This window comes from Sulfitobacter sp. OXR-159, assembly GCF_034377145.1.
Taxonomy (GTDB): Bacteria; Pseudomonadota; Alphaproteobacteria; order Rhodobacterales; family Rhodobacteraceae; genus Sulfitobacter.
On record NZ_CP139707.1, the window covers coordinates 2,464,876 to 2,487,500 of the forward strand.

General features: G+C 60.8%; 22 protein-coding genes and 2 rRNA genes (1 of these 24 running past the window's edge). 11 read left to right on the forward strand and 13 right to left on the reverse strand.

What is annotated here, in order from left to right; genetic code table 11:
- The first annotated feature begins 26 nt into the window (after positions 1-26).
- On the forward strand, positions 27-1,484 hold the full coding sequence (locus tag T8A63_RS12645; protein ID WP_322344011.1) for a cobyric acid synthase: 1,458 nt from the start codon (positions 27-29) through the stop codon (positions 1,482-1,484).
- Between the two features lie 32 nt (positions 1,485-1,516).
- On the opposite strand, the gene T8A63_RS12650 is transcribed toward T8A63_RS12645, so the two are convergent.
- Together T8A63_RS12650 and T8A63_RS12655 are read right to left on the reverse strand one after the other, a co-directional pair.
- The gene (locus tag T8A63_RS12650) at positions 1,517-2,629 is read right to left on the reverse strand and encodes an S-(hydroxymethyl)glutathione dehydrogenase/class III alcohol dehydrogenase (RefSeq protein ID WP_067629374.1); all 1,113 of its coding nucleotides are present in this window, start codon (positions 2,627-2,629) and stop codon (positions 1,517-1,519) included.
- A gap of 90 nt (positions 2,630-2,719) precedes the next feature.
- Positions 2,720-3,181 (reverse strand): Lrp/AsnC family transcriptional regulator, encoded by a 462-nt coding sequence (locus tag T8A63_RS12655; protein WP_067629340.1) that lies wholly within the window; start codon positions 3,179-3,181, stop codon positions 2,720-2,722.
- A gap of 124 nt (positions 3,182-3,305) precedes the next feature.
- Here T8A63_RS12655 and T8A63_RS12660 point away from each other — a divergent pair, with 124 nt between their 5' ends.
- Complete coding sequence (locus T8A63_RS12660) at positions 3,306-6,707, forward strand: indolepyruvate ferredoxin oxidoreductase family protein (protein WP_322344012.1); 3,402 nt, start codon at positions 3,306-3,308, stop codon at positions 6,705-6,707.
- Here the strand turns inward: T8A63_RS12660 and T8A63_RS12665 are convergent.
- Positions 6,699-6,878: a hypothetical protein gene (locus T8A63_RS12665; protein WP_322344013.1), complete on the reverse strand. Its 180-nt coding sequence runs from the start codon at positions 6,876-6,878 to the stop codon at positions 6,699-6,701. The genes T8A63_RS12660 and T8A63_RS12665 overlap by 9 nt on opposite strands.
- 438 nt (positions 6,879-7,316) lie before the next feature.
- Here T8A63_RS12665 and T8A63_RS12670 point away from each other — a divergent pair, with 438 nt between their 5' ends.
- On the forward strand, positions 7,317-8,294 hold the full coding sequence (locus T8A63_RS12670) for a response regulator (RefSeq protein ID WP_322344014.1): 978 nt from the start codon (positions 7,317-7,319) through the stop codon (positions 8,292-8,294).
- A gap of 51 nt (positions 8,295-8,345) precedes the next feature.
- Here the strand turns inward: T8A63_RS12670 and T8A63_RS12675 are convergent, their stop codons facing one another.
- Together T8A63_RS12675 and T8A63_RS12680 are read right to left on the reverse strand one after the other, a co-directional pair.
- Entirely contained in the window at positions 8,346-8,711 is a 366-nt protein-coding gene (locus tag T8A63_RS12675) for a hypothetical protein (protein WP_322344015.1), read from the reverse strand.
- Position 8,712: 1 nt separating this feature from the next.
- Positions 8,713-8,952: an Lrp/AsnC family transcriptional regulator gene (locus T8A63_RS12680; RefSeq protein ID WP_007120503.1), complete on the reverse strand. Its 240-nt coding sequence runs from the start codon at positions 8,950-8,952 to the stop codon at positions 8,713-8,715.
- 159 nt (positions 8,953-9,111) lie between these two features.
- Between T8A63_RS12680 and hisB the strand changes: the two genes are divergently transcribed.
- Complete coding sequence (hisB, locus tag T8A63_RS12685) at positions 9,112-9,699, forward strand: imidazoleglycerol-phosphate dehydratase HisB (protein ID WP_067629332.1); 588 nt, start codon at positions 9,112-9,114, stop codon at positions 9,697-9,699.
- Between the two features lie 4 nt (positions 9,700-9,703).
- Positions 9,704-10,342 (forward strand): imidazole glycerol phosphate synthase subunit HisH, encoded by a 639-nt coding sequence (gene hisH, locus T8A63_RS12690; protein WP_067629330.1) that lies wholly within the window; start codon positions 9,704-9,706, stop codon positions 10,340-10,342.
- Positions 10,343-10,522: 180 nt separating this feature from the next.
- Here hisH and T8A63_RS12695 read toward each other — a convergent pair whose 3' ends face one another.
- On the reverse strand, positions 10,523-10,912 hold the full coding sequence (locus T8A63_RS12695; protein ID WP_132446986.1) for a DUF2147 domain-containing protein: 390 nt from the start codon (positions 10,910-10,912) through the stop codon (positions 10,523-10,525).
- Between the two features lie 120 nt (positions 10,913-11,032).
- On the opposite strand from T8A63_RS12695, the gene T8A63_RS12700 reads away from it, so the two are divergent.
- From T8A63_RS12700 to T8A63_RS12715, 4 genes are all read left to right on the forward strand, one after another.
- Positions 11,033-12,124 carry an IS630 family transposase gene (locus tag T8A63_RS12700; protein WP_067931132.1) on the forward strand — a complete coding sequence of 364 codons (1,092 nt, stop codon included), beginning with the start codon at positions 11,033-11,035 and terminating at the stop codon, positions 12,122-12,124.
- 89 nt (positions 12,125-12,213) lie between these two features.
- Positions 12,214-12,933 carry a 1-(5-phosphoribosyl)-5-[(5-phosphoribosylamino)methylideneamino]imidazole-4-carboxamide isomerase gene (gene hisA, locus T8A63_RS12705; protein WP_120350628.1) on the forward strand — a complete coding sequence of 240 codons (720 nt, stop codon included), beginning with the start codon at positions 12,214-12,216 and terminating at the stop codon, positions 12,931-12,933.
- Between the two features lie 3 nt (positions 12,934-12,936).
- Entirely contained in the window at positions 12,937-13,698 is a 762-nt protein-coding gene (hisF, locus tag T8A63_RS12710; RefSeq protein ID WP_067265192.1) for an imidazole glycerol phosphate synthase subunit HisF, read from the forward strand.
- Entirely contained in the window at positions 13,695-14,003 is a 309-nt protein-coding gene (locus tag T8A63_RS12715) for a phosphoribosyl-ATP diphosphatase (protein WP_067629324.1), read from the forward strand. The genes hisF and T8A63_RS12715 overlap by 4 nt, the downstream gene beginning before the upstream one ends.
- Here T8A63_RS12715 and T8A63_RS12720 read toward each other — a convergent pair whose 3' ends face one another.
- Entirely contained in the window at positions 14,004-14,417 is a 414-nt protein-coding gene (locus T8A63_RS12720; protein ID WP_067629322.1) for a CoA-binding protein, read from the reverse strand. It abuts the gene before it with no gap.
- A gap of 173 nt (positions 14,418-14,590) precedes the next feature.
- Between T8A63_RS12720 and T8A63_RS12725 the strand changes: the two genes are divergently transcribed.
- Positions 14,591-15,865 carry an acyl-CoA dehydrogenase family protein gene (locus tag T8A63_RS12725; RefSeq protein ID WP_416153212.1) on the forward strand — a complete coding sequence of 425 codons (1,275 nt, stop codon included), beginning with the start codon at positions 14,591-14,593 and terminating at the stop codon, positions 15,863-15,865.
- 1 nt (position 15,866) lies between these two features.
- Positions 15,867-16,643 carry an SDR family oxidoreductase gene (locus tag T8A63_RS12730; protein ID WP_322344016.1) on the forward strand — a complete coding sequence of 259 codons (777 nt, stop codon included), beginning with the start codon at positions 15,867-15,869 and terminating at the stop codon, positions 16,641-16,643.
- Between the two features lie 50 nt (positions 16,644-16,693).
- Here T8A63_RS12730 and T8A63_RS12735 read toward each other — a convergent pair whose 3' ends face one another.
- The 6 genes from T8A63_RS12735 to T8A63_RS12760 all read right to left on the reverse strand — a co-directional run.
- Positions 16,694-17,569 (reverse strand): acyl-CoA thioesterase, encoded by an 876-nt coding sequence (locus T8A63_RS12735; protein WP_067629318.1) that lies wholly within the window; start codon positions 17,567-17,569, stop codon positions 16,694-16,696.
- 84 nt (positions 17,570-17,653) lie between these two features.
- Positions 17,654-18,688 carry a phosphotransferase family protein gene (locus T8A63_RS12740; protein ID WP_322344017.1) on the reverse strand — a complete coding sequence of 345 codons (1,035 nt, stop codon included), beginning with the start codon at positions 18,686-18,688 and terminating at the stop codon, positions 17,654-17,656.
- Positions 18,685-19,677: a nitronate monooxygenase family protein gene (locus T8A63_RS12745; protein WP_322344018.1), complete on the reverse strand. Its 993-nt coding sequence runs from the start codon at positions 19,675-19,677 to the stop codon at positions 18,685-18,687. The genes T8A63_RS12740 and T8A63_RS12745 overlap by 4 nt, the downstream gene beginning before the upstream one ends.
- A 30-nt stretch (positions 19,678-19,707) precedes the next feature.
- Entirely contained in the window at positions 19,708-20,529 is an 822-nt protein-coding gene (locus T8A63_RS12750; protein ID WP_322344019.1) for an SDR family oxidoreductase, read from the reverse strand.
- 213 nt (positions 20,530-20,742) lie between these two features.
- Positions 20,743-20,857 (reverse strand): 5S ribosomal RNA (rrf, locus tag T8A63_RS12755).
- 145 nt (positions 20,858-21,002) lie between these two features.
- Positions 21,003-22,625: ribosomal RNA gene (locus tag T8A63_RS12760) — 23S ribosomal RNA — on the reverse strand (it continues 1,281 nt past the right edge of the window).

Here is a 22,625-nt window from a genome sequence, read left to right on the forward strand (position 1 = left end):
TTTGCGCGAAACAGGGGCAGAATGACATGACCAAAGCCATCATGATACAGGGCACCGGCAGTAATGTCGGCAAGTCGATGATCGTTGCCGGATTAATCCGCGCCTGCACCCGTCGCGGGCTGCGCGTGCGCCCGTTCAAACCGCAGAACATGTCCAACAATGCCGCCGTCACCGAAGACGGGGGCGAGATTGGCCGCGCGCAGGCGCTGCAGGCCCGCGCCGCTGGCGTGGCACCGCATACGGACATGAACCCGGTGCTGCTGAAACCTCAAAGCGCCACTGGCGCGCAGGTCGTGGTGCAGGGTAGAATCGCGGGCCAGCAAGAGGCGCGGGAGTTTGGGCGCAACAAAGCGAGCCTGATGCCCGCCGTGCTACAATCCTTTCACCGCTTGGCCGAAAACTGCGACCTAATCGTGATCGAAGGCGCGGGCTCCCCGGCAGAGACCAACCTGCGGGCGGGCGATATCGCCAATATGGGCTTTGCCCGCGCCGCCGGGGTGTCTGTGGTACTGATGGGCGACATCGACCGCGGCGGGGTGATCGCGCAGATCGTCGGGACGCAGGCGGTGCTTGATGCCGATGACAACGCGCTGATCCGCGGCTTTGCGGTGAACAAATTCCGCGGCGACCGCAGCCTCTTTGATGCAGGTCGCGACGACATCGCCGCGCGCACCGGATGGCCGAGCCTTGGCGTGATCCCATGGTTCGACGCCGCCCACCGCCTGCCCGCCGAAGATGTGATGGATCTACCCGCCCGCGCCCGTTCCGGTGGCTCAGGCTGTGTGATCGCCGTCCCGCGCCTGCCTCGGATCGCCAATTTCGATGACCTCGACCCATTGGCCGCCGAGCCGGGCGTCGACCTGCGGATGATCATGCCCGGCAGCCATCTGCCCGCCGATGCCGATCTGGTGCTGATGGTTGGCAGCAAATCCACGATTTCCGACCTCGAAGCCTTCCGGGCCGAGGGATGGGACATCGACCTTGCCGCCCATATCCGGCGGGGCGGCCATGTGCTGGGGCTGTGCGGTGGCTATCAGATGTTGGGCAATACCATCACAGACCCGCAGGGCATCGAAGGCCCGGCGGCGCGGGTGGCGGGACTGGGGCATCTGGACGTTGAAACCACGATGGCCCCGCTGAAACATCTGGCGGAAAAATCCGGCCAGCATCCTGCCAGCGGCACCGATCTCACGGGCTATGAAATTCACATCGGCGAAACCACAGGCCCCGATTGCGCCCGCGCTTGGCTCACCTTCGACGGCACGCCCGAGGGTGCGGCCTCCCCTTCGGGACGGGTGCAGGGGTGCTATATGCATGGAATTTTTAGCTCAGACGCCTTCCGCCGCGCCTATCTTGGCGGTTTCGGCGTGACCTCATCGCTGAACTTTGAAAGCGGTGTGGATGATGCGCTCGACGCGCTGGCCGATCATCTCGAGACCTATATGGACGTCGACCTGTTCCTCTCCCTCGCAGCAGAGGTCTAGGCTGGAGAGCGCGCGGCCCTCCAGCCCGAGGCTTAAAACTCGACGACCGCGCGGATCGATTCACCCTTGTGCATCAGCTCGAAGCCTTCGTTGATCTGATCCAACGTCAACTTGTGGGTGATCATCGGGTCGATCTCGATCTTGCCGTTCATGTACCAGTCAACGATCTTAGGCACGTCCGTCCGCCCCTTGGCCCCGCCAAAAGCGGTCCCGCGCCAAACCCGGCCGGTGACCAATTGGAATGGCCGCGTCGAAATCTCGGCCCCCGCAGGTGCCACGCCGATGATGATGCTTTCGCCCCAGCCTTTGTGGGCGCATTCAAGGGCGTCGCGCATGACCTTGGTGTTGCCGGTCGCGTCAAAGGAATAGTCCGCACCGCCTTTGGTTACTTCGACCAGATGCGCCACCAAATCGCCTTCGACGTTCTTGGGGTTCACGAAATCGGTCATCCCGAAATAGCGCCCGACCTCTTCCTTGTCGTCGTTGAGGTCCACGCCCACGATCTGATCTGCGCCCGCCATCCGCAAACCTTGGATCACGTTGAGCCCGATACCACCCAGCCCAAAGACCACGCAACGCGCGCCCAATTCGACCTTGGCCGTGTTGATCACCGCACCGATGCCCGTGGTGACGCCGCAGCCGATGTAGCAAATTTTATCAAAGGGCGCGTCTTTGCGGACCTTGGCCAGCGCGATTTCCGGCACCACAGTGTGGTTGGCAAAGGTCGAGCAGCCCATATAGTGGTGGATCGGCGTGCCATCGAGCATCGAAAACCGCGTTGTGCCATCGGGCAGCAAGCCTTGGCCTTGGGTCACGCGTATTTTTTGGCAGAGGTTGGTTTTGCCCGACAGGCAGTATTCGCATTCGCGGCATTCGGGCGTGTAGAGCGGGATCACGTGATCGCCCGGCTCCAGCGTGGTCACGCCTTCGCCCACTTCCAGCACCACGCCCGCGCCCTCATGGCCGAGGATGGCGGGGAAAATGCCTTCGGGATCGTCGCCGGAACGGGTAAATTCATCGGTGTGGCAGAGGCCGGTTGCCTTGATCTCAACCAAGACCTCACCGCGTTTCGGCCCTTCGAGGTTCACCTCCATGATTTCAAGCGGTTTGCCGGCTTCCACGGCAACGGCGGCACGGGTTCTCATCATGGGTCTCTCCTTCGGGTGTGATCTCTGCTGCTTTATGAAGCACGCATGCGGCAAATGTCCAACGCAGAAAACGCCGCTCTGATCGCCTCAACCGGTAATCGGGGCGTCGGATTTGATCTGCCGCAGGATTACATTCGTCGTGGCGGAATTGACTGCGGGATGCAGGAACAAAAAACTCTCCAAAAAGGCGTTATAGGCGTCGATATCGCGGCAAAGCACGCGGAGGTGATAATCCGCTTGGCCCGTGGTGGCGAAACATTCCGTCACCTCCGTCCGGCTTTGGATCGCACGGATGAAACTGGCGAGGGCCGAGGCGTCATGCCGGGTCAGATGTACATGGACCATCGCCTCGAACCCCAGCCCCATCGCCTTGGGGTCGACCACGGCGGCGTATCGTTTGATCACCCCCGCCTGTTCCAACGCCTTGACCCGCCGCCAGCAGGCAGAGGCAGAAATATTCAGCTTCTCGGCAAGTTGCGCATTGGGCAGGCGCGAATCCTGCTGAAGTAGGAATACAAGCTGTCGGTCCGTCGCATCCATTTCGCTCATCGGGTAATTCTTTCACCATACGAGACTATGATGGATAATTTACCCGGCCTTTACCCATATCGCCAGCAAAACCGGAGCGAAAATTCGGAGCCTCTGCGGTATACTCCCAAGTGAGGAGACCCCCATGACAAAACAACCGCGCGAATTTACCACTTATAAACTTGATGACCGCTATGATCAGACCGAAGGCCGCGTTTTCCTGACCGGGACGCAGGCACTGGTGCGCATCCTGCTGGATCAGGCCCGCCGCGATCGCGAGGCGGGGCTGAACACCGCCGGTTTCGTTTCGGGCTACCGCGGCTCCCCCTTGGGCGGGCTTGATCTGGAATACTGGCGCATCAAAGACCGCGTGGCCAAGGCGGGGGTGAAGTTCCTGCCCGCAGTGAACGAAGACCTTGGTGCCACCGCGGTATTGGGCGCGCAACAGGCCCACCTCGACCCACAGGCGGAGGTCGAGGGCGTCTTTTCCATGTGGTACGGCAAGGGGCCGGGGGTGGACCGTTCGGGCGACGCGCTGAAACATGGCAACGCTTACGGCTCGGCCCCCAAAGGCGGCGTTTTGGTGGTGGCGGGCGACGATCATGGCTGCGTCTCGTCCTCGATGCCGCACCAGTCAGACGTGGGCTTCATGTCGTGGTTCATGCCGACGTTGAACCCGGCTTCCGTCGCCGAATACCAAGCCTTCGGTGAATACGGCATCGCGCTTTCACGCTTCTCGGGCACTTGGGTGGGTTTCAAGGCGATCTCGGAAACCGTGGAAAGCGGCGCATCGGTGACACTGACGCCCGACCGCGTGTTCAACCAGCCCGACTACACCGCGCCTCCGGGCGGGCTGCACGTGCGGCTTGGCGATCTGCCCTCGCCTGAGATTGAGACGCGGCTGCATCACAAGCTCGACGCGGTGCAGGCCTTCATGCGCGCCAATCCCATTGACCGGCATATCTACGACACACAGGGCGCCACTTTCGGCATCGTGACCACCGGCAAGGGCCACCTCGACACGATGGAAGCGCTGCGGCTTCTGGGCCTGGATGAGGCCGCCTGCCGCCGCCTCGGCATCGACATCTACAAGATCGGCATGGTCTGGCCGCTGGCGCTGGACGACGCGCTCGACTTCGTGAAAGGCAAGCGCGAAGTGCTTGTGATCGAAGAGAAACGCGGCATCATCGAAAGCCAGTTCAAAGAGGCCTTTTATGACTGGCCCGGCTCCAAACCTGCGCGGATGGTGGGCAAACATGACGAAAACCTTGAGGAGTTGGTGCCTTGGACCGGCGAGCTGTCGCCGCTCAAACTGCTCCCGATCATTGCCGCGCGGCTCAGTGCCTTCTTTCCCGAAGAGAACCTGCTGGAAAAGGCCCGCGCCCTGACTGACCAGCCGCCCGTGCTGCTGAACGTCCCCGGCGCCACCCGCACGCCTTACTTCTGTTCGGGCTGCCCACATAATTCCTCGACCAAACTGCCCGAAGGGTCAAAGGCCAACTCCGGCATTGGCTGCCATGTCATGGCCTCGTGGATGGACCGTGAAACCGCCGGTTTTGCCCAGATGGGCGGCGAAGGCGTGCCGTGGATCGCCACCTCGATGTTCAACGGGGGCAAACATGTGTTCCAGAACCTTGGCGAGGGCACGTGGTACCACTCCGGCTCGCTCGCCATCCGCCAAGCGGTCGCGGCAAAGACGAACATCACCTACAAGATCCTCTACAACGACGCGGTTGCCATGACCGGCGGGCAGCCTGTCGATGGCCCTGTCTCAGTCGCCGCCATCGCGCAGGCCTGCCGCGCGGAAGGCGTCGCGCGGATCGCACTGGTCTCTGACCGGCCCGGACTGTTGGAGAAGGGTGATTTCCCCGCCGGCACCACATTTGATCACCGCAGCGCGCTTGACCGCGTGCAGCGCGAGCTGCGCGATATTCCGGGCGTCACAGTGCTGATCTATGAGCAGACCTGCGCCACCGAGAAACGCCGCAAGCGCAAACGCGGGCTGATGGACGACCCTAAGAAATTCGTCATGATCAACGAACTGGTCTGCGAGGGTTGCGGCGATTGTTCGTTGGAATCCAATTGCCTAAGCGTCGAGCCGAAGAAGACTGAGTTCGGCACCAAACGGCAGATCAACCAATCGACCTGTAACAAGGATTACTCCTGTCTCAACGGGTTCTGCCCCTCTTTCGTCACCGTCGAGGGCGGCAGCCGCCGCAAACGCTCTGGGGCCGGGCTGGACGTGGCGGGTCTTTCGGCGCAGCTGCCGATGCCCGAACTGCCCAGGCTCGACCAGCCCTTTAACCTGCTGGTGACCGGCGTAGGCGGCACCGGCGTTGTCACTGTGGGCGCGCTCATCACCATGGCGGCGCATCTCGAAGGGCTGGGCTCCAGCGTGCTGGACTTCACCGGCTTTGCTCAGAAATTTGGCACCGTGCTGGGCTATGTGCGGCTCGCCCAAACCCCCGAGGAGGTGCATCAGGTGCGCATCGATCAGGGCGGCGCCGACGCGGTGATCGGTTGCGACATGGTGGTCAGCTCCGCGCCCAAAGCCTCGGCCCACTACCGGCGCGGCACGCGGATCGTGCTTAACCGCGCCGAGATGCCGACCGGCGATCTGGTGCTGAACCGCGACGCCGAGCTGCGGATCGACGACCGCGAGATGGTGATCGCGCAGGCTGTGGGAGCGGAGAACCTCAGTGCCTTTGACGCCAACGCCATGGCCGAAAAACTGATGGGCGACGCGGTCTTCGCCAACGTGATGATGCTGGGTTATGCTTGGCAGAGGGGCCTTGTCCCGGTCTCGCTCACCGCGCTGGAGCAGGCGATCGAGTTGAATGGCGTGGTGCCCGACAAGAACCGCGCCGCCTTTGGCTTTGGCCGGGTCATGGCCGCAAACCCCGAGGCGATTGAGGCGCATTTTGCCCCGGCGCCCGCCCCGGATGAAAGTGTCGACAGCCTGATCGCGCGGCGGATGGAGTTCCTTACCGGCTACCAGAACCGAGCCTACGCCGAGCGCTATAAATCCCGCCTTGATGCTTTGACAAACGCGCTGCCAGACGGCTCCGAAGACCTGCTGCGCGCTGCGGCGAAATCGCTGTTCAAACTCATGGCCTACAAGGACGAATACGAGGTCGCCCGCCTGCACCGCCAAAGCGGTTTTGAGGATCGCATCGCCGATAGTTTCGAGGGCGACTACAAGGTGCACTACCACCTCGCCCCGCCCGCATGGCCCACCGGCCGCGATGGCCGCGGACGCCCCAACAAGCGCAAGTTTGGCCCGTGGATGGGGCGTGCCTTTGACCTATTGGCCGCGATGAAACCCCTGCGCGGCACATGGGCTGACCCATTCAGCTACGGCGCTGATCGCAAGCTGGAGGTCGGGCTGATCGACTGGTACGAGGCGGTTATGGCCGAGGCCCCGGCCCTGCCCCATGACGAAGCGCTCGCGGTGCTTTCCGCACCGATGGAGATCCGCGGCTACGGCCCCGTGAAAGAGGCCGCGGCCGAAAAGGTGCAGGCCGAAGTCGCCGCGCACCTAGGCTAAGAGCGTCGTCGAGAAATCACCGCGCCGCGCGGCCTCATACAGTTTGAGGTCGGGCGAACAGTCAGCAAAGTGCGCCACCATCACCAGCGGGATGACCAAAACGTCGCCCGCTTCCAGCCTCCGCGGTACTTGCAGATATTCAGCCAAGATATCGCCCGGCAAGCGCATCATCCTGGTGATTTCATTGACCTTTGCCGCAGTTGAGCGGGCAGAATGTTAGGCGCCAACGGCGTGCTACGCACGACATCCGATAAAGTTTCCCTCGATCACCCAATCGTGAAGGCGAGTCGCAGCGCGAAACTCCCCACGTTCACAAGAACCGCATATTCTCGCCCTGTTTTGGCTCTCCAATCCGCATTTCAACGCCCAGAACTCTGCACGATATGCGACAAATCACCTCCCGCGATGCGGGAAAACAAGGGCGTGGGGCCGCCACAGGCTGCGAATTCAATGGTTTCGCGGAACTCCAAAATATGGTTAATATTTAACGGAACGGCACAAGCTATTGGTGCAGCAACGTCACAATTTCGCCGGGTTTATGCGACTAAATGTGAACAGATTAAAAAGACACCCGGACTGCCCGTCTGCCCCACGAAAGAGGTGCCAAAAATGAAAATTCTTGCCGTCGACGATGACCCTTTTATCCGCGAATTGCTGCCCGTTGTTTTCCGCGAAGCTGATTATCCCTATCTGACTTTGGCCGACTCCGGCGCTGCCGCTTTGGATCTGCTCGAAACCACCAAAGACCATTTTGATTGCCTGCTCTTGGATATCGAAATGCCCGAAATGGACGGCATCACCCTATGCCGCCGCATCCGCACGCTGGAGGCTTATCAAGACACGCCGATCTTGATGGTGACCTCGCGCGCCGACGCGACCGCGATCGAAAGCGCTTTTGCCGCTGGGGCCAACGACTATGTGACCAAACCATTTGATGTAAAAGACATTGCAACCCGCGTGCATATCGCCGAGCGGATGTTGGAAAACACCCAGCGTGCCCCGCGCCTTGACCCGCATCATCTGAAAGAAGCCGGAGAGCCCGGCGCCCATGATTTCGCACTGGCCGATCCTGTGCATATCAACGGGGTCGAGCAGTTGGTGCTCCCCTTCTCCTTGGGCAATTACCTGTCGCAATTGTCGCGCCAGCACCTTGATATCTGCCAGGTTTTCGCCGTGAAGATCGAACATATCGATGAGCTTTACGCGACCTGCAACACCCGCGAATTCGCCCGCGCCGTTACCTCTGCCGCCCAAGCGATCGCGCGTGTGGTCGATTGCCCGCAACTGCTGATGACCCACAATGGGTCTGGCACGCTGCTGTGCATCGTGACCGGCGACAGCCTGCCCGCATGGCCCGAGATCGAAGTGCTCATTCAAGGTGAGCTTGACGGGATGGACCTGCGCTATGACGACAACAGCCCACTATCGGTAATGCTGTCTGTGGGCGGCCCGATCCAGCCCAATGCCAGCCGCACCCAGCGGGTCAGAAAGACATTCGACCGCGCCATTCGCCGTGTGACGATGCGCCAGAAGGTGAAACTCGACACCGCCCCGACCGAGAAACCCTCCGTCTCTGCCGCGCATTGAGCCAAGGCGGATGCCCCATGAAAAACCCGCCTCACTGGCGGGTTTTTGCATTCAGTTGATGGGGAATTGCACCAGACAACGCTCGGCGATGCGGCGGTAATCCTCCAATGTGTCCGGCACGCTGCGTCGGTCGCGCATCACCTCCATCGCTGCACGTTTCTGGGCCCAACTGCCCTCAACATGTCGGTCAAGGATGCGCACGGTGACGCCCAGCATCACGTTTTTCTCCCCCTCCCCGATCAGCTCCGCCGAAGAAAGCGCCACCGCCGTCAGGGCCAGCGTGTTGGCGCAGCGCAAAGCGGCGGCCTCGCGCCCCTCATAGATACGTGTGCCAGCTGTCGCCATGCCGGGATGGGCCAGCGCGCCAAAGGACAAAGCAAAAACCGTCACCGCCGTTAGAGAGAACCTGCGCGGCACCTCAAAAGACCTTGAAGGTCATCGTGGTCAAGGACCGCTCAATGCCTTCGATGTCCAACAGGTTGTCGTTGATGTAGACGCCCACATCCTCCCCCTTGGGGATATAAAGCTTCATCAGCAGGTCATATTCACCAGAGGTGGAATAAAGCTCGGAATGAATTTCGCGCAGGGCGATTTCCTCGGCAACACGATAGGTCGTGCCCGGTCGGCAGCGGATCTGGATGAATACGCAGGTGGTCATGTCGCGCCTCTTTCTGGGATTTGGTTCAAGCTGACATATGGACCCTGCCCCCGCAATCCCCGATCGCGCCCATGCAGGCTAAAGGTGCTTCACTGCTTGGGCTTGGCGTGGCGGCATGCCCTGCTATAAGGGCGCAGCAATTGCCTTCGGAGATGCCCTATGCGTCGCAGCACCCTGACCCGCACCACCGCCGAAACCGACATCACGGTCGAGATCAATCTCGACGGCAGTGGCCGCTATGACAATGAGACCGGCGTGGGTTTCTTTGACCATATGCTCGACCAATTGTCGCGCCACTCGCTGATCGATATCACGGTGCGCGCCAAAGGCGATCTGCACATCGATGATCACCACACGGTCGAAGACGTAGGCATCACGCTGGGCCAAGCACTGACCCAAGCGCTCGGCGACAAACGCGGCATCCGCCGCTACGGGTCTTGCCTATTGGCGATGGACGACGCGCAAATCCGCTGCGCGCTCGACCTCTCTGCGCGGCCCTTCCTGATCTGGAACGTGGATTTCCCCACCAGCAGCATCGGCACATTCGACACCGAACTGGTGCGTGAGTTCTTCCAAGCACTCAGCACCCACGGCGGCATCACCCTGCATGTCGACGCGCTGCACGGGTTCAACAGCCACCATATCGCCGAAGCGGCCTTTAAATCGGTCGCCCGCGCCCTGCGCGAGGCGGTCGAAACCGACCCGCGCAAAGCGGATGCCATCCCCTCGACCAAGGGCGCCTTGTAAGCCAATGCTGACAGTAATCATCGACTACGAATCCGGCAATCTGCACTCGGCCCACAAAGCCTTTGAGCGTATGGCCCGCGAAAACGACGCAGGCGAAGTCACCGTGACGTCAGACGCCGAGGTCGTCGCCCGCGCCGACCGTCTGGTGCTGCCCGGCGATGGCGCTTTCCCGGCTTGTATGGCAGCGCTGAAAGGCGCCGGTGGCCTCTATGAAGCCATGGTCGAAGCGGTTGAGGAAAAGGGGCGCCCTTTCCTTGGCATCTGTGTCGGCATGCAGCTGATGGCCAGCATGGGCCGCGAATACAAAGACACCCCGGGATTGGGTTGGATCGGTGGAGAGGTGACCCAGATCACCCCCGCGAACCCGAAACTTAAAGTCCCTCACATGGGCTGGAACGACTTGGTGATCGATCATGACCATGCGGTCTTCGACGGGCTGCACACCGGTGATCACACCTATTTCGTGCACAGCTACCACATGGCTGTAGCAAACCCTGCCGAACGGCTGGCCCATGTCGATTACGGCGGCGAGGTCACGGCGATTATTGGCCGCGATACGATGCTGGGCATGCAGTTCCACCCTGAAAAAAGCCAAACCACCGGCCTGCGGCTGATCTCGAACTTTTTGAACTGGACGCCTTAACCAGCGCCGCGCCTGTCGAAGCGTCGGACGGTATTTAAGAAAGGATGAAGTTGAAGAAAGACCCTCTTCAACTTCATCCTTTTACAAATACCTCTGCGCTGCGCTTGCCTTCCGCAAAACACAAAGAAGGCGCGGAGATCGTTCCTCGCGCCTTCTGACTTTCGTATCGAGGTAACGGCGTTACTTAAGGCGCGCCCAGGTCTGTTTCGAACAAATCAGCCCGCCCGCGACGCAGCCCGAAAGTTTGAGCGATTTGCCCGAGACGTCCATCTTGCCGATATAGATTTTGCCGTTCGACGGGCGCCATACTTTACCGGCGTATTTGCCGCCGCCCTGGGGCTTCATATCGATAACGAGCGTTTTGCCGATATTGGGCGATTTATACTCACCGCTGTCGTTGAACGTGCGCGCGATAGTGCCGCAGATCGCCCCGCCGCAGGGGGCCATTTTCACATGGGCGTAAGCGCCGTCATCCACCTGCGTTTGCCATGTACCGACTGCCGGATCCGCCGCATGGGCGGCACCGGTCAGGCCAAGGCCCAGAAGGGCCGCTGCAAAAAACTGTTTCATGATCTCTCCTCCCGATCTGGGTTTAGTGTTAGACACAACTTTCTTTCGGGCAAGACTGACCTAGTGTTCTCCACCTGACAGGAGATTCCCATCGGCAACGTGATGTGCCATATTTGAGGCATGAGACGCCATGACATCTGCCTTTACCTTGGCCCCGCCGACCGTACTGAGCTTCAAGCCCTGATCAGCAACCGCAACACTGCGCGCAAGCTTGTCTGGCGGGCCGAGATCGTCCTGGCCACAGCGGACGGTCATGGCACGTTCGAGATTATGCGACGCGCGGGCACGTCGAAACCCACGGTCTGGCGCTGGCAGCAGCGGTATCTCGATGAGGGCGTGGCCGGTCTCAAGCGTGACAAGACGCGACCCTCGCGGGTGCCGCCTTTGCCCGTGGAAACAAGGCTGAAGGTGATCGCCAAGACGGTGCAGGAAACCCCGCCCAATGCAACGCACTGGAGCCGCGCGCTAATGGCCGAAGCCATGGGCATCTCGCCGTCGAGCGTCGGCCGCATCTGGGCAGAAGCTGGCTTGAAGCCGCATCTCACGAAGGGGTTCAAGGTCTCGAACGACCCAAAGTTCGAGGAGAAGGTCACCGATATCGTCGGGCTCTACCTCGACCCGCCAGACCGTGCCGTGGTGCTCTGCGTCGATGAGAAATCCCAGATCCAGGCGCTGGATCGCACCCAGCCCGGACTGCCGCTCAAGAAGGGCCGTGCCGCGACCGTAACGCACGATTACAAACGCCATGGCACGACCACGCTGTTTGCTGCGCTGGATGTGAAATCAGGCACCGTCATTGGCGATTGCATGCCACGCCATCGTGCGCAGGAGTTCCTGAAATTCCTCCGACAGATCGACAAGGCTGTGCCCACGCGGCGCGATGTGCATCTGGTGCTCGACAACTACGCCACCCACAAGACGCCTGAGGTAAAGGCCTGGCTCGAAAAGCATCCGCGCTTCAAGCTGCACTTCACGCCCACCAGCGCGTCATGGCTGAACCTGGTGGAGCGCTTCTTTGCCGAGATCACATCAAGGCGCATCCGGCGCGGCAGCTATTCCAGCGTCGATGATCTTGAGGCCGCGATCTACGACTATCTGGCCCACCACAACGAGAAGCCAAGGCCCTTCAAATGGACCAAAACCGCAGAGGATATCCTCACCCGGGAACGTCGCGCGCTGGACAAGCTCGATGAAACTCGCGGAAACAGGTAGGAAGTGTCAGACTCAGAGCACTAGGGTCGCGTTGCAAAATCCTTGGCGACGTGCAAAAGGAAACCAACGTTCAGAACAAGGGCCCGGCCATGATCCTCTACCCCGCTATTGATCTCAAAGACGGTCAGGCCGTGCGCCTCGTGCATGGCGATATGGACCGCGCTACCGTTTTCAACGACGATCCTGCCGCGCAGGCGTTGAGTTTCGTCGAGGCGGGCTGCGAATGGCTGCATCTGGTTGATCTTAATGGCGCCTTTGCCGGAACGCCGGTGAACGCCGCCCCGGTCGAGGCGATTTTGAAGGCCTGCAAGGTGCCCGCGCAGTTGGGCGGTGGCATTCGCGATATGGCGACGATCGAAAGCTGGCTGGATAAGGGCTTGGCACGGGTCATTCTGGGCACCGTTGCTGTAGAGAACCCTGAACTGGTCCGCGAGGCAGCCGCCGCCTTCCCCGGTCATGTTGCCGTGGGAATCGATGCACGGGGCGGCCGGGTTGCAACCAAGGGCTGGGCGACGGAGACCGATGTCATGGCCACCGATCTCGCGAAATCCTTTGAGGACGCGGGCGTGGCCGCGATTATCTATACCGATATCATGCGCGATGGCGCGATGGGCGGGCCGAATGTTGAGGCGACGGCCGATCTGGCGCGGGCGGTTTCGATCCCTGTGATCGCCTCGGGTGGGGTCTCGTCGCTCGAAGATTTGGCCGCACTGCGCGACACCGGGGTGATCGAGGGCGCGATCTCGGGTCGGGCGCTTTATGACGGCGCCATCGATTTGACCGAAGCCATGAAGATGTTGAAGGGCTGAGCCATGCTGAAGACCCGCATCATCCCCTGTCTCGACGTGGCCGATGGGCGCGTCGTCAAGGGCGTGAACTTTGTCGGCCTGCGGGATGCGGGCGATCCGGTGGATGCCGCCATTGCCTATGATGCGGCTGGGGCGGATGAGCTCTGTTTCCTTGATATCCACGCCACCCATGAAAACCGCGGCACGATGTTCGATCTGGTCACTCGCACGGCGGAGCATTGCTATATCCCGCTGACCGTGGGCGGTGGTGTGCGAACCGTGGCGGATGTGCGGGCCTTGCTGCTGGCGGGGGCCGACAAGGTCAGTTTCAACTCCGCCGCTGTGGCGAACCCGGATGTGATCGCCGAAGCGGCGGATCATTTTGGCAGCCAATGCATCGTCTGCGCGATTGACGCCAAGACCGTAAGCCCCGGCAAATGGGAGATTTTCACCCATGGCGGTCGCAAGCCCACGGGCATCGATGCGGTCGAATTCGCCCGCACCGTGGCCGCCAAGGGCGCGGGGGAGATTCTGCTGACCTCGATGGACCGTGATGGCACCAAACAGGGGTTCAACCTGCCGCTGACCCGCGCCATTTCCGATGCCGTGTCGGTGCCGGTGATCGCCTCCGGCGGGGTCGGCAATTTGGATCATCTCGTGGACGGGGTGATCGAAGGCGGTGCCTCGGCGGTGCTGGCAGCCTCGATCTTTCACTTTGGCGAATATACCGTGCAGGAGGCCAAGCAGCATATGGCCGCAGCAGGCATTCCAATGAGGCTTTCATGACGCTTGATGATCTTTACGCCACCATTCTGAGCCGCAAAAGCGCTGATCCCTCAAGCAGTTGGACGGCGCAATTGCTGGCCAAAGGGCCTGAAAAATGCGCCGAGAAGTTTGGCGAAGAAGCGGTTGAGGCGATCATTGAGGCGGTGAAGAACGATCCGAGGGGGCTTACCTCGGAAGCAGCGGATGTGCTATATCACCTACTCGTCATGCTGGCAGCGCGGGATGTGCCGCTGAGTGATGTGCTGGATGAACTGGCGCGCCGCCAGTCGACCTCGGGCATCGCTGAGAAGGCCGCGCGCAAGTAATCACCCGAGCAGACGCGGGATTTCCACCTTGGGGCAGCGGTCTTGGATCACATCCACGCCACGCGCTTCGGCCTTGGCCGCTGCTACGGCATTGGTGATCCCCATCTGCATCCAAATCGTTTCCAGATCGGGAAAGGCCGCGAGCGCCTCATCGACGACGGGGGGCACATCCTCGGAGCGGCGGAAGATGTCGACCATTTGCACCGGCGGGTCGATCTCAGCCAGAGTGGCGACGATGGTCTTGCCAAAGACCTCTTTGCCAGCATGCATGGGGTTGACCGGCACCACGTCATAGCCCTTTTGCTGAAGATATTCAGCGACATAGTGGCTGGGCCGCGCCGGGTTCGGAGAGACGCCAACCACCGCGATGCGGCGGGTGCGGGTGAGAACGTCTTTGATCAATGCATCTGTCATATCCTGAACTTAAACGCCTGCGCGCGGGTTTCAACGCCATAATGACGCGGCGTAAAGCGTGGTGCCCCCTGCCCGTGATTGGCAAGCTAGCAGCGATTGCATAGGCTCCCCCCAAAGGGCCGCCTTTGGAGGAACCGGGCGGCACCGCGAACCATCATCACCGGGAGCATAGGATGATCGATCAGACCTTGGACATGAACAATCTCGAAATGTCAGAAAAGGCCAAGCCGCTTTTGGCGGCTGTTACCAAGCACATCCGCGAGAATGTCGATCCGATCACCGAGGAGTTTTTTCGCCTTGGCGAAGGCCGCGCCGACCGTTGGTCCTATGCGCCGGGTCAATTGGAACTGCTCGATGGGGCCAAGCAAAAGGCGCGAGAAGCGGGGTTGTGGAACTTCTTCCTGCCCAATGCGGAAACCGGCGAAGGGCTGGCAAATCTTGATTACGCCTATATCGCCGCTGAACTGGGCAAAAGCCCCCTGGCCCCGGAAACGCTGAACTGCTCGGCGCCCGATACCGGCAATATGGAGGTGCTGGAGCGTGTCGGCACGCCAGAGCAAAAGGAGCGATGGCTGAAGCCCCTGCTCGCGGGCGAAATCCGTTCGGCCTTTGCGATGACGGAGCCTGATGTCGCCTCTTCAGACGCGCGCAATATCTCTACCAGCGCGGTGTTGGATGGCGACGATTGGGTAATCAACGGCGAAAAATTCTATATCTCCGGGGCGGGCGATCCACGCTGTAAGATCATGATCGTCATGGTGAAAACCTCGCCCGAGGCTGAAACCTTCCGCCAGCAGAGCCAGATCCTCGTGCCGATGGACACGCCGGGGGTGGAGATCCTTGGCCCGATGCATGTCTTTGGCCATGACGACGCGCCGCATGGGCATATGCATATCCGGTTCACCGATGTGCGCGTGCCGCGTGAAAACGTGCTTTGGGGCGAAGGGCGCGGGTTCGAGATCAGTCAGGTGCGGCTTGGGCCGGGGCGGATTCACCACTGCATGCGCTCTATCGGGTCGGCGGAAAAAGCGCTGGATCTGATGATTGAACGCGGGCTGGGGCGTGAGGCCTTTGGTAAGAAAATCATCGACCTTGGTAAGAACATGGAGACCATCAGCCGCGCGCGGATCGACATCGAAGCGATGCGGCTAATGGTGTTGAAGGCGGCCAAAGCGATGGATGTGCTGGGCAACAAAGAGGCCCGCATCTGGGTCAGCATGATTAAGGCGCTGGTGCCAGAAAAAGCCTGTGAGATCATCGACGCCTCGATGCAGGTGCATGGCGCCACGGGGATGAGCCAGTGGAGCCCTCTGTCGGGCATGTACACGTGGCAGCGCGCGCTGCGCTTTGCCGATGGGCCGGATGAGGTGCACCATCAGGTCATCGCGCGGGCCGAGGTGAAGGCGTTTCAGGCGTCGAACACGCGCGGCTCTGACGGCGACAGCTGATATGGATCTCGCGGGGCGCGTCATCGTCATCACCGGGGCGGCCAGCGGCATCGGGCGGGCCATGGCCCTGCGCTTTGCCAAGGAAGCGCCAGCGCATCTGGTCTGTGTGGATATCGACGGCCCGGGGGCCGATGCGACGGCGGCCGAGGTTGGCGGCACGGGCTTTCGCGTCGATGTCGCACATGAGGTCGAGATTGCCCAGCTGATCGAAACCGTCGAGCGTGACATTGGGCCGATTGATCTATTCTGCTCCAACGCTGGCATCTCGGTCGAGGGCGGGGTCGAGGTGCCGGATGCCGATTGGCAGCGCATTTGGGAGATCAACGTGATGAGCCATGTGCGCGCCGCGCGGCATCTGGTGCCGCTGATGCGCGCGCGGGGCGGAGGTTACTTGCTCAACACCGCTTCGGCAGCGGGTCTGCTCAATCAGGTCGGGGCCGCGCCTTACGGGGTGACGAAACACGCCGCCGTTGGCCTCGCTGAATGGTTGGCGATGACCTATGGCGATGATGGGATCAAGGTTTCGGTGCTTTGCCCGCAGGCGGTGCGGACCGAAATGATGCGCGGACTGGAGGATCATGTCGCCGCGATCGACGGCATGCTTGAGCCAGAACCCGTGGCCGACGCCTGCGTGCAGGCGATCCGCGATGAGGTGTTTCTGGTGCTGCCGCATCCACAGGTACGCGACTATATCCGAGGCAAGGCGCAGGATTATGACCGCTGGATCGGCGGGATGCGCAGGCTAAACCGGCGGTTCGGGGGGCCGAACGACAGCTAGAAAACACCTGTCCGGTGACACAGCGGGCATCGCCCCTCAGGGGGCTGCCCTTAACCTTCGCCTTTTGGACGTATCGGGCGCAGCAGCCCCTCTTGCGCTACGCTCGCCACCAACTGCCCGTTCTGATTGTAAATCATCCCGCGATTAAATCCCCGCGCCCCGCCGGTAAACGGCGCATCCAGCGCGTAAAGGTGCCATTCGTCAAAGCGGATCGGCGCGTGGAACCACATGGCGTGATCCAGACTTGCCGTCATCACCTTGCCCTGAAACCACGTGAGCCCATGGGGCCGCAGCGACGAGCCCAGCAGGTTCATATCAGAGGCATAGGCCAGTAGCGCGTGCTGCATGACCGGGTTCTGGCCTTCGGCGGCGGCCATGCGGAACCACAGGTAGTTGCGGTCGTCGACCTTTTCGGGCGTCATGAAATCGCGCGGCTCGACCTCCCGAATCTCGATGGGTCGCTCGCGCAGAAAGTCCCCGCGATATTTTTCGGGCAGTTTCTCGGCAAACGCCTCGCGCAACTCAGGTCGGTCCGGCCAGTTTTCGGGGGCGGAGACCTGCGGCATCTCATGCTGCCAGTCAAACCCCTCCTCCTCCACCTGAAAAGACGCCGACAGGTTCAGGATCTGCTTGCCATGCTGGATCGCCACCACCCGCCGGGTCGTAAAACTGCCCCCATCCCGGGCGCGGTCGACCTGATAGATCACCGGGATCTTCGGATCCCCGGGCCGGATGAAATAGGCATGAAGCGAATGGCACGCGCGCTCGGGCACCGTGCGATATGCGGCCATCAATGCCTGCGCGATGACATGGCCGCCAAAGATCCGCATCGAGGTCTCGCCCCCCGCACCGGTGCCCCGAAACAGATCGACCTCAAGCTGTTCGATATCCAACAGATCAAGCAATTGTCGCGCAGCATTGGTCATGAGTCATCCTTTCAGGCCGGGTCTCACGGCCCTAGCAACAGGTTTTCGCCCCAAAGCTCAAGCGCCAAAAGGCCCGCCGCCCGGTCAGCGGTCGCGATCCAGCGCCTCTAGCCCGTGGCGCGCAAAAACCGGGACATATTGCCCTAATTTCAGCCCATATTCGGGGTTTGAGGCATTGCCCTCCAACGCGCGTTTCAGCACGCCTTGGATGATGGCGGCCATGCGGAAAAAGCAAAAGGCGAGATAATAGCCGAAGTTGTCGATCCCCTTTAGCCCGCGCCTGCGGCAATAGGCGGCGATAAACTCCGCATCGGTCGGCAGGCCAAGCGCTTTGCGGTCCACCCCGGCCAAGCCGCGCCCCTCGGCCCCCACGGGCATCTGCCATTGCATGATGACGGCGGCGAGATCGGCAAAGGGGTGACCGATTGTGGAAAGCTCCCAATCCAAAACCGCGCGGCAGGCGGTGCCATGGGTATCAAAGATCATGTTGTCGATGCGGTAGTCCCCGTGCACCAATGTGCGCTGCCCGTCATCTTCGGGCAACTCGGCACTCAAGCGCTGCATCAGCGCATCCATATCGGGCTGTGGCTCTGTCTCAGACGCGCGGTACTGCTTTGACCAGCGCCCCACCTGCCGCTCAAAATAGTTGCCCGGCGGGCCATAGTCCGACAGGCCAACCGCGTCGATATCGACCTCATGCAAGGCGGCCAACACGCCGTTCATCTCATCCACGACCGCGCCGCGCTCGGCCGGGGTGAGTTCCGGCAGGGTCGGATCGTTGAAATTGCGGCCCGGAACATGGTCCATGACATAGAACATCGAGCCGATGACGCTCTCATCCTCACAGAGCAGATGCATCGGCGCGACCGGCACCTGACTGTCGGCCAGCGCCCTTTGCACCCGAAACTCCCGGTCCACCGCATGGGCGGATTTCAACAGCGTTCCCGGGGGCTTGCGGCGCAGAACATAGTCATGCGCAGGGGTTGAAAGCAGGAAGGTGGGGTTCGATTGGCCCGCCTGAAACTTGGTCACTTCAAGCGGCCCGGCAAAGCCCGGCAGGTTTGCTTCCAACCAGTGGCAGACAGCCGCCTCGTCCAAGGTTTGCGTATCCGTGCTCATTGCGCAAACTCCGCGGCCAACCGCACCCCAGCGGTGCGGTATTCGGTCTCGATCCGGTCCACCAGTTCAGCCACCCCGCCGATTTGCTTGACCGCGCCAATGCCCTGCCCCGCGCCCCAAATTTCCTTCCACGCTTTGGGCTTGGAGGAGCCAGAACCGAAGTTCATCGAAGAGGCATCCGCCGATGGCAGGTTGTCCGGGTCCATCCCCGCCGCCTCAATCGAAGGTCGCAGGTAGTTGCCCGACACCCCGGTGAAGAGCGAGGAGGTAACGATGTCATCCGCGCCGCCAGCGACGATCATGTCTTTGTAACCCGGCACGGCGTTGGCCTCTCGCGTGGCGATAAAGGCCGACCCCATATAGCCCAAATCCGCCCCCATGGCACGCGCGGCCAAGAGCCCCTCGCCCGTGGCCAAAGCCCCAGAGAGCAGAAGCGGGCCATCGAACCATTCGCGAATTTCGCGGATCAGCGCAAAGGGTGATTGAGGCCCCGCGTGCCCCCCGGCCCCGGCGGCCACGGCGATCAGCCCATCGGCGCCCTTCTCAATCGCCTTCCGGGCAAAGCGGTTGTTAATGATGTCATGCAGGACCACACCGCCACAGGAATGCGCGGCCTCATTCACCTCCACCCGTGCGCCCAGTGAGGTGATCCAGATCGGCACCCGATGCTTTACGCAAATCTCAAGGTCGCGCTCCAACCGGCTGTTGGAGCGGTGCACGATCTGGTTCACCGCAAAAGGCGCCGCAGGCCGGTCCGGGTTCTCTTGATTGTACTTGTCCAAAGCCTCGGTGATCTGGGTCAACCACGTATCGAGCAGCGGCGGCTCGCCCTCGGCCTCGCGGGCATTCAATGCCGGGAAAGACCCGATGATCCCGGCCTTACACTGCGCGATGACCAACTCGGGCCCCGAAAGGATGAACATCGGTGAGGCGACCAGCGGCAGGCGCAGCCCGCGCAGGGCTTGGGGTAGATGGCTGTCGTCACGCATGGGCGGTCTCCGTCTGAGTTTTCGTATGTGTCATGACAATGCTCTTTCAAAAATATTGGGGCCTGACATCACGTTGATGCCGCCGCTGACCGGGATCACCGCACCGGTGACATAAGCCCCGCCGCGCCCGCAGAGGAACAGCATGCAGCCTGCGATATCTTCATCGCGGCCGACACGCCCAAGCGGGACATCTTTGCCCACGGCTTCGCGCGTGGTCTCATCTTGGGTGGCGAAGGCCGTCATACGCGAGACAAACGGCCCCGGCGCCAGCGCGTTCACTGTGATCCCCTCCCCGGCCAGTTCCTTAGCGAGGATTTTACTCAGGTGGATCACCGCCGCTTTGGAGGCGGCGTAGCTATAGGCTCCGTCGCCCATCTCGCGCTCGCCCATGACCGAGCCCACGTTTACGACCCGTGCCGGATCATCCGCCGTGGCCCCGGCCCGTAACAGAGGCAGCAGCTTTTGCGTCAAATCGAAAAGGCCGGCAACATTGACGCCCATGACCTTATCCCATGCCCGGAAGGGGAATTGCCCCAGCGGCGCGCCCCATGTCACGCCCGCGTTGTTCATGAGAATATGCAGCCGGTCGCCGCGCGCCTGAACCTCGGCCACGAGCGCGTCAACGCCCTCTTCGCTGCCGACATCCCCGGCGAAACCTTCGGCACTGCTCCGGGCGCCTAACGCATTCAACTCCTCTGCGACTGCTTGGCAGGCCTCTCCGGTCCGGCTGGCCAGCAAAACCCGCGCGCCCGCCCGCACCAAAGCTTCAGCCGCCATGCGCCCGATGCCCGTGGCGCCGCCAGTGATCAGTGCGGTTTTCCCCTCCAGCCCAAAGAGCGTTTCAATATCCATGTCCTGCCTCCCAGCCGCCGACTTTGACGCCACTGTGACAGGGCCTTGGGCGGGGTCAAGCGGATGGGAAGCCGCGACTGCAGTAACCGGGCGTCATAACAATCCGAGAAAAGAGTAGTTTTACAAAGCAAAACCGCCACAGCTTTATAGCTGCGGCGGTTTTGTTATTCTGTTGATCGTGGAGAGATACTGTTTTTATCAGGAACTTATTAGGTTTGGCGATGACCTACTCTCCCACGTCTTAAGACGCAGTACCATCGGCGCTACGGCACTTAACGGCTGGGTTCGGGATGGGACCAGGTGTTTTGCTCGCGCTATGATCACCAAACCAAATAAATTCCTGATAAAGCGCTCTGCGCAGCAGAGCGACGGGGTCACCACTGCAGCGCTGAGCGTTGTTTGTCCAAGTCATGTACCACTGATTGTATGTGTATGCTTTTGATTGATAAGTTGAAGTCTTGCTTCTACTGGATCAAATCAAGCCTATCGAGCAATTAGTACCAGTCAACTGAACGTGTTACCACGCTTACATCTCTGGCCTATCGACGAGGTGGTCTACCTCGGCTCTCAGGGATACCTTGTTTTGAGGGGGGCTTCCCGCTTAGATGCCTTCAGCGGTTATCCTGTCCGATCATAGCTACCCAGCACTGCTATTGGCATAACAACTGGTCCACCAGTGGATCGTTCACCCCGGTCCTCTCGTACTAGGGGCAACTCCTCTCAAGTATCCTACACCCACGGAAGATAGGGACCGAACTGTCTCACGACGTTCTAAACCCAGCTCACGTACCTCTTTAAACGGCGAACAGCCGTACCCTTGGGACCTGCTCCAGCCCCAGGATGAGATGAGCCGACATCGAGGTGCCAAACACTGCCGTCGATATGGACTCTTGGGCAGTATCAGCCTGTTATCCCCGGCGTACCTTTTATCCGTTGAGCGATGGCCCTCCCACTTGGGACCACCGGATCACTATGGCCGTCTTTCGACTCTGCTCGACTTGTCAGTCTCGCAGTCAGGCTGGCTTCTGCCATTGCACTCAACGAGCGATTTCCGACCGCTCTGAGCCAACCTTCGCGCGCCTCCGTTACGATTTAGGAGGCGACCGCCCCAGTCAAACTACCCGCCACACAGGGTCCCGGAACCGGATAACGGTCCGCGGTTAGACATCAAGCAGAACAAGGGTGGTATCTCAAGGGAGGCTCCACCGAGACTGGCGTCTCGGTTTCAAAGCCCACCACCTATCCTGCACATGTTCGGCCTAATGCCAGTGTGAAGCTGTAGTAAAGGTGCACGGGGTCTTTCCGTCTAACCGCGGGTAACCGGCATCTTGACCGGTAATTCAATTTCGCTGAGTCTATGTTGGAGACAGCGGGGAAGTCGTTACGCCATTCGTGCAGGTCGGAACTTACCCGACAAGGAATTTCGCTACCTTAGGACCGTTATAGTTACGGCCGCCGTTTACCTGGGCTTCAATTCAGAGCTCTCACCCCTCCTTTTAACCTTCAGGCACCGGGCAGGCGTCAGACCCTATACGTCGTCTTGCGACTTCGCAGAGCCCTGTGTTTTTAATAAACAGTCGCCACCCCCTGGTTTGTGCCCCCAGCCCCTAGTTGCCTAGGAACCGGGCCTCCTTCTCGCGAACTTACGGAGGTATTTTGCCGAGTTCCTTCAACATAGTTCTCTCAAGCGCCTTGGTATTCTCTACCTGTCCACCTGTGTCGGTTTAGGGTACGATCTAGCGATGGAGCTATTTCCAGGGACCTCTAAGCAGCCCATTCAATCCGATAAGGATGAACTACCCTCGAGATCCGTCACTTCCATCTGGCCCAGGAATATTAACCTGGTTCCCATCGACTACGCCTTTCGGCCTCGCCTTAGGGGTCGGCTTACCCTGCTCAGATTAGCTTTAAGCAGGAACCCTTGGACTTTCGGCGAGAGTGTCTCTCACACTCTTTGTCGCTACTCATGTCATCATTCTCACTAGTGATCTCTCCACCGGATCGCTCACGCGCCAGCTTCACAGAAAGCTCCTTGTGTCCAATCCGTCCCGAGGGACGATAAGGACACATGGAACTATGTCACACTACGCTCTGCT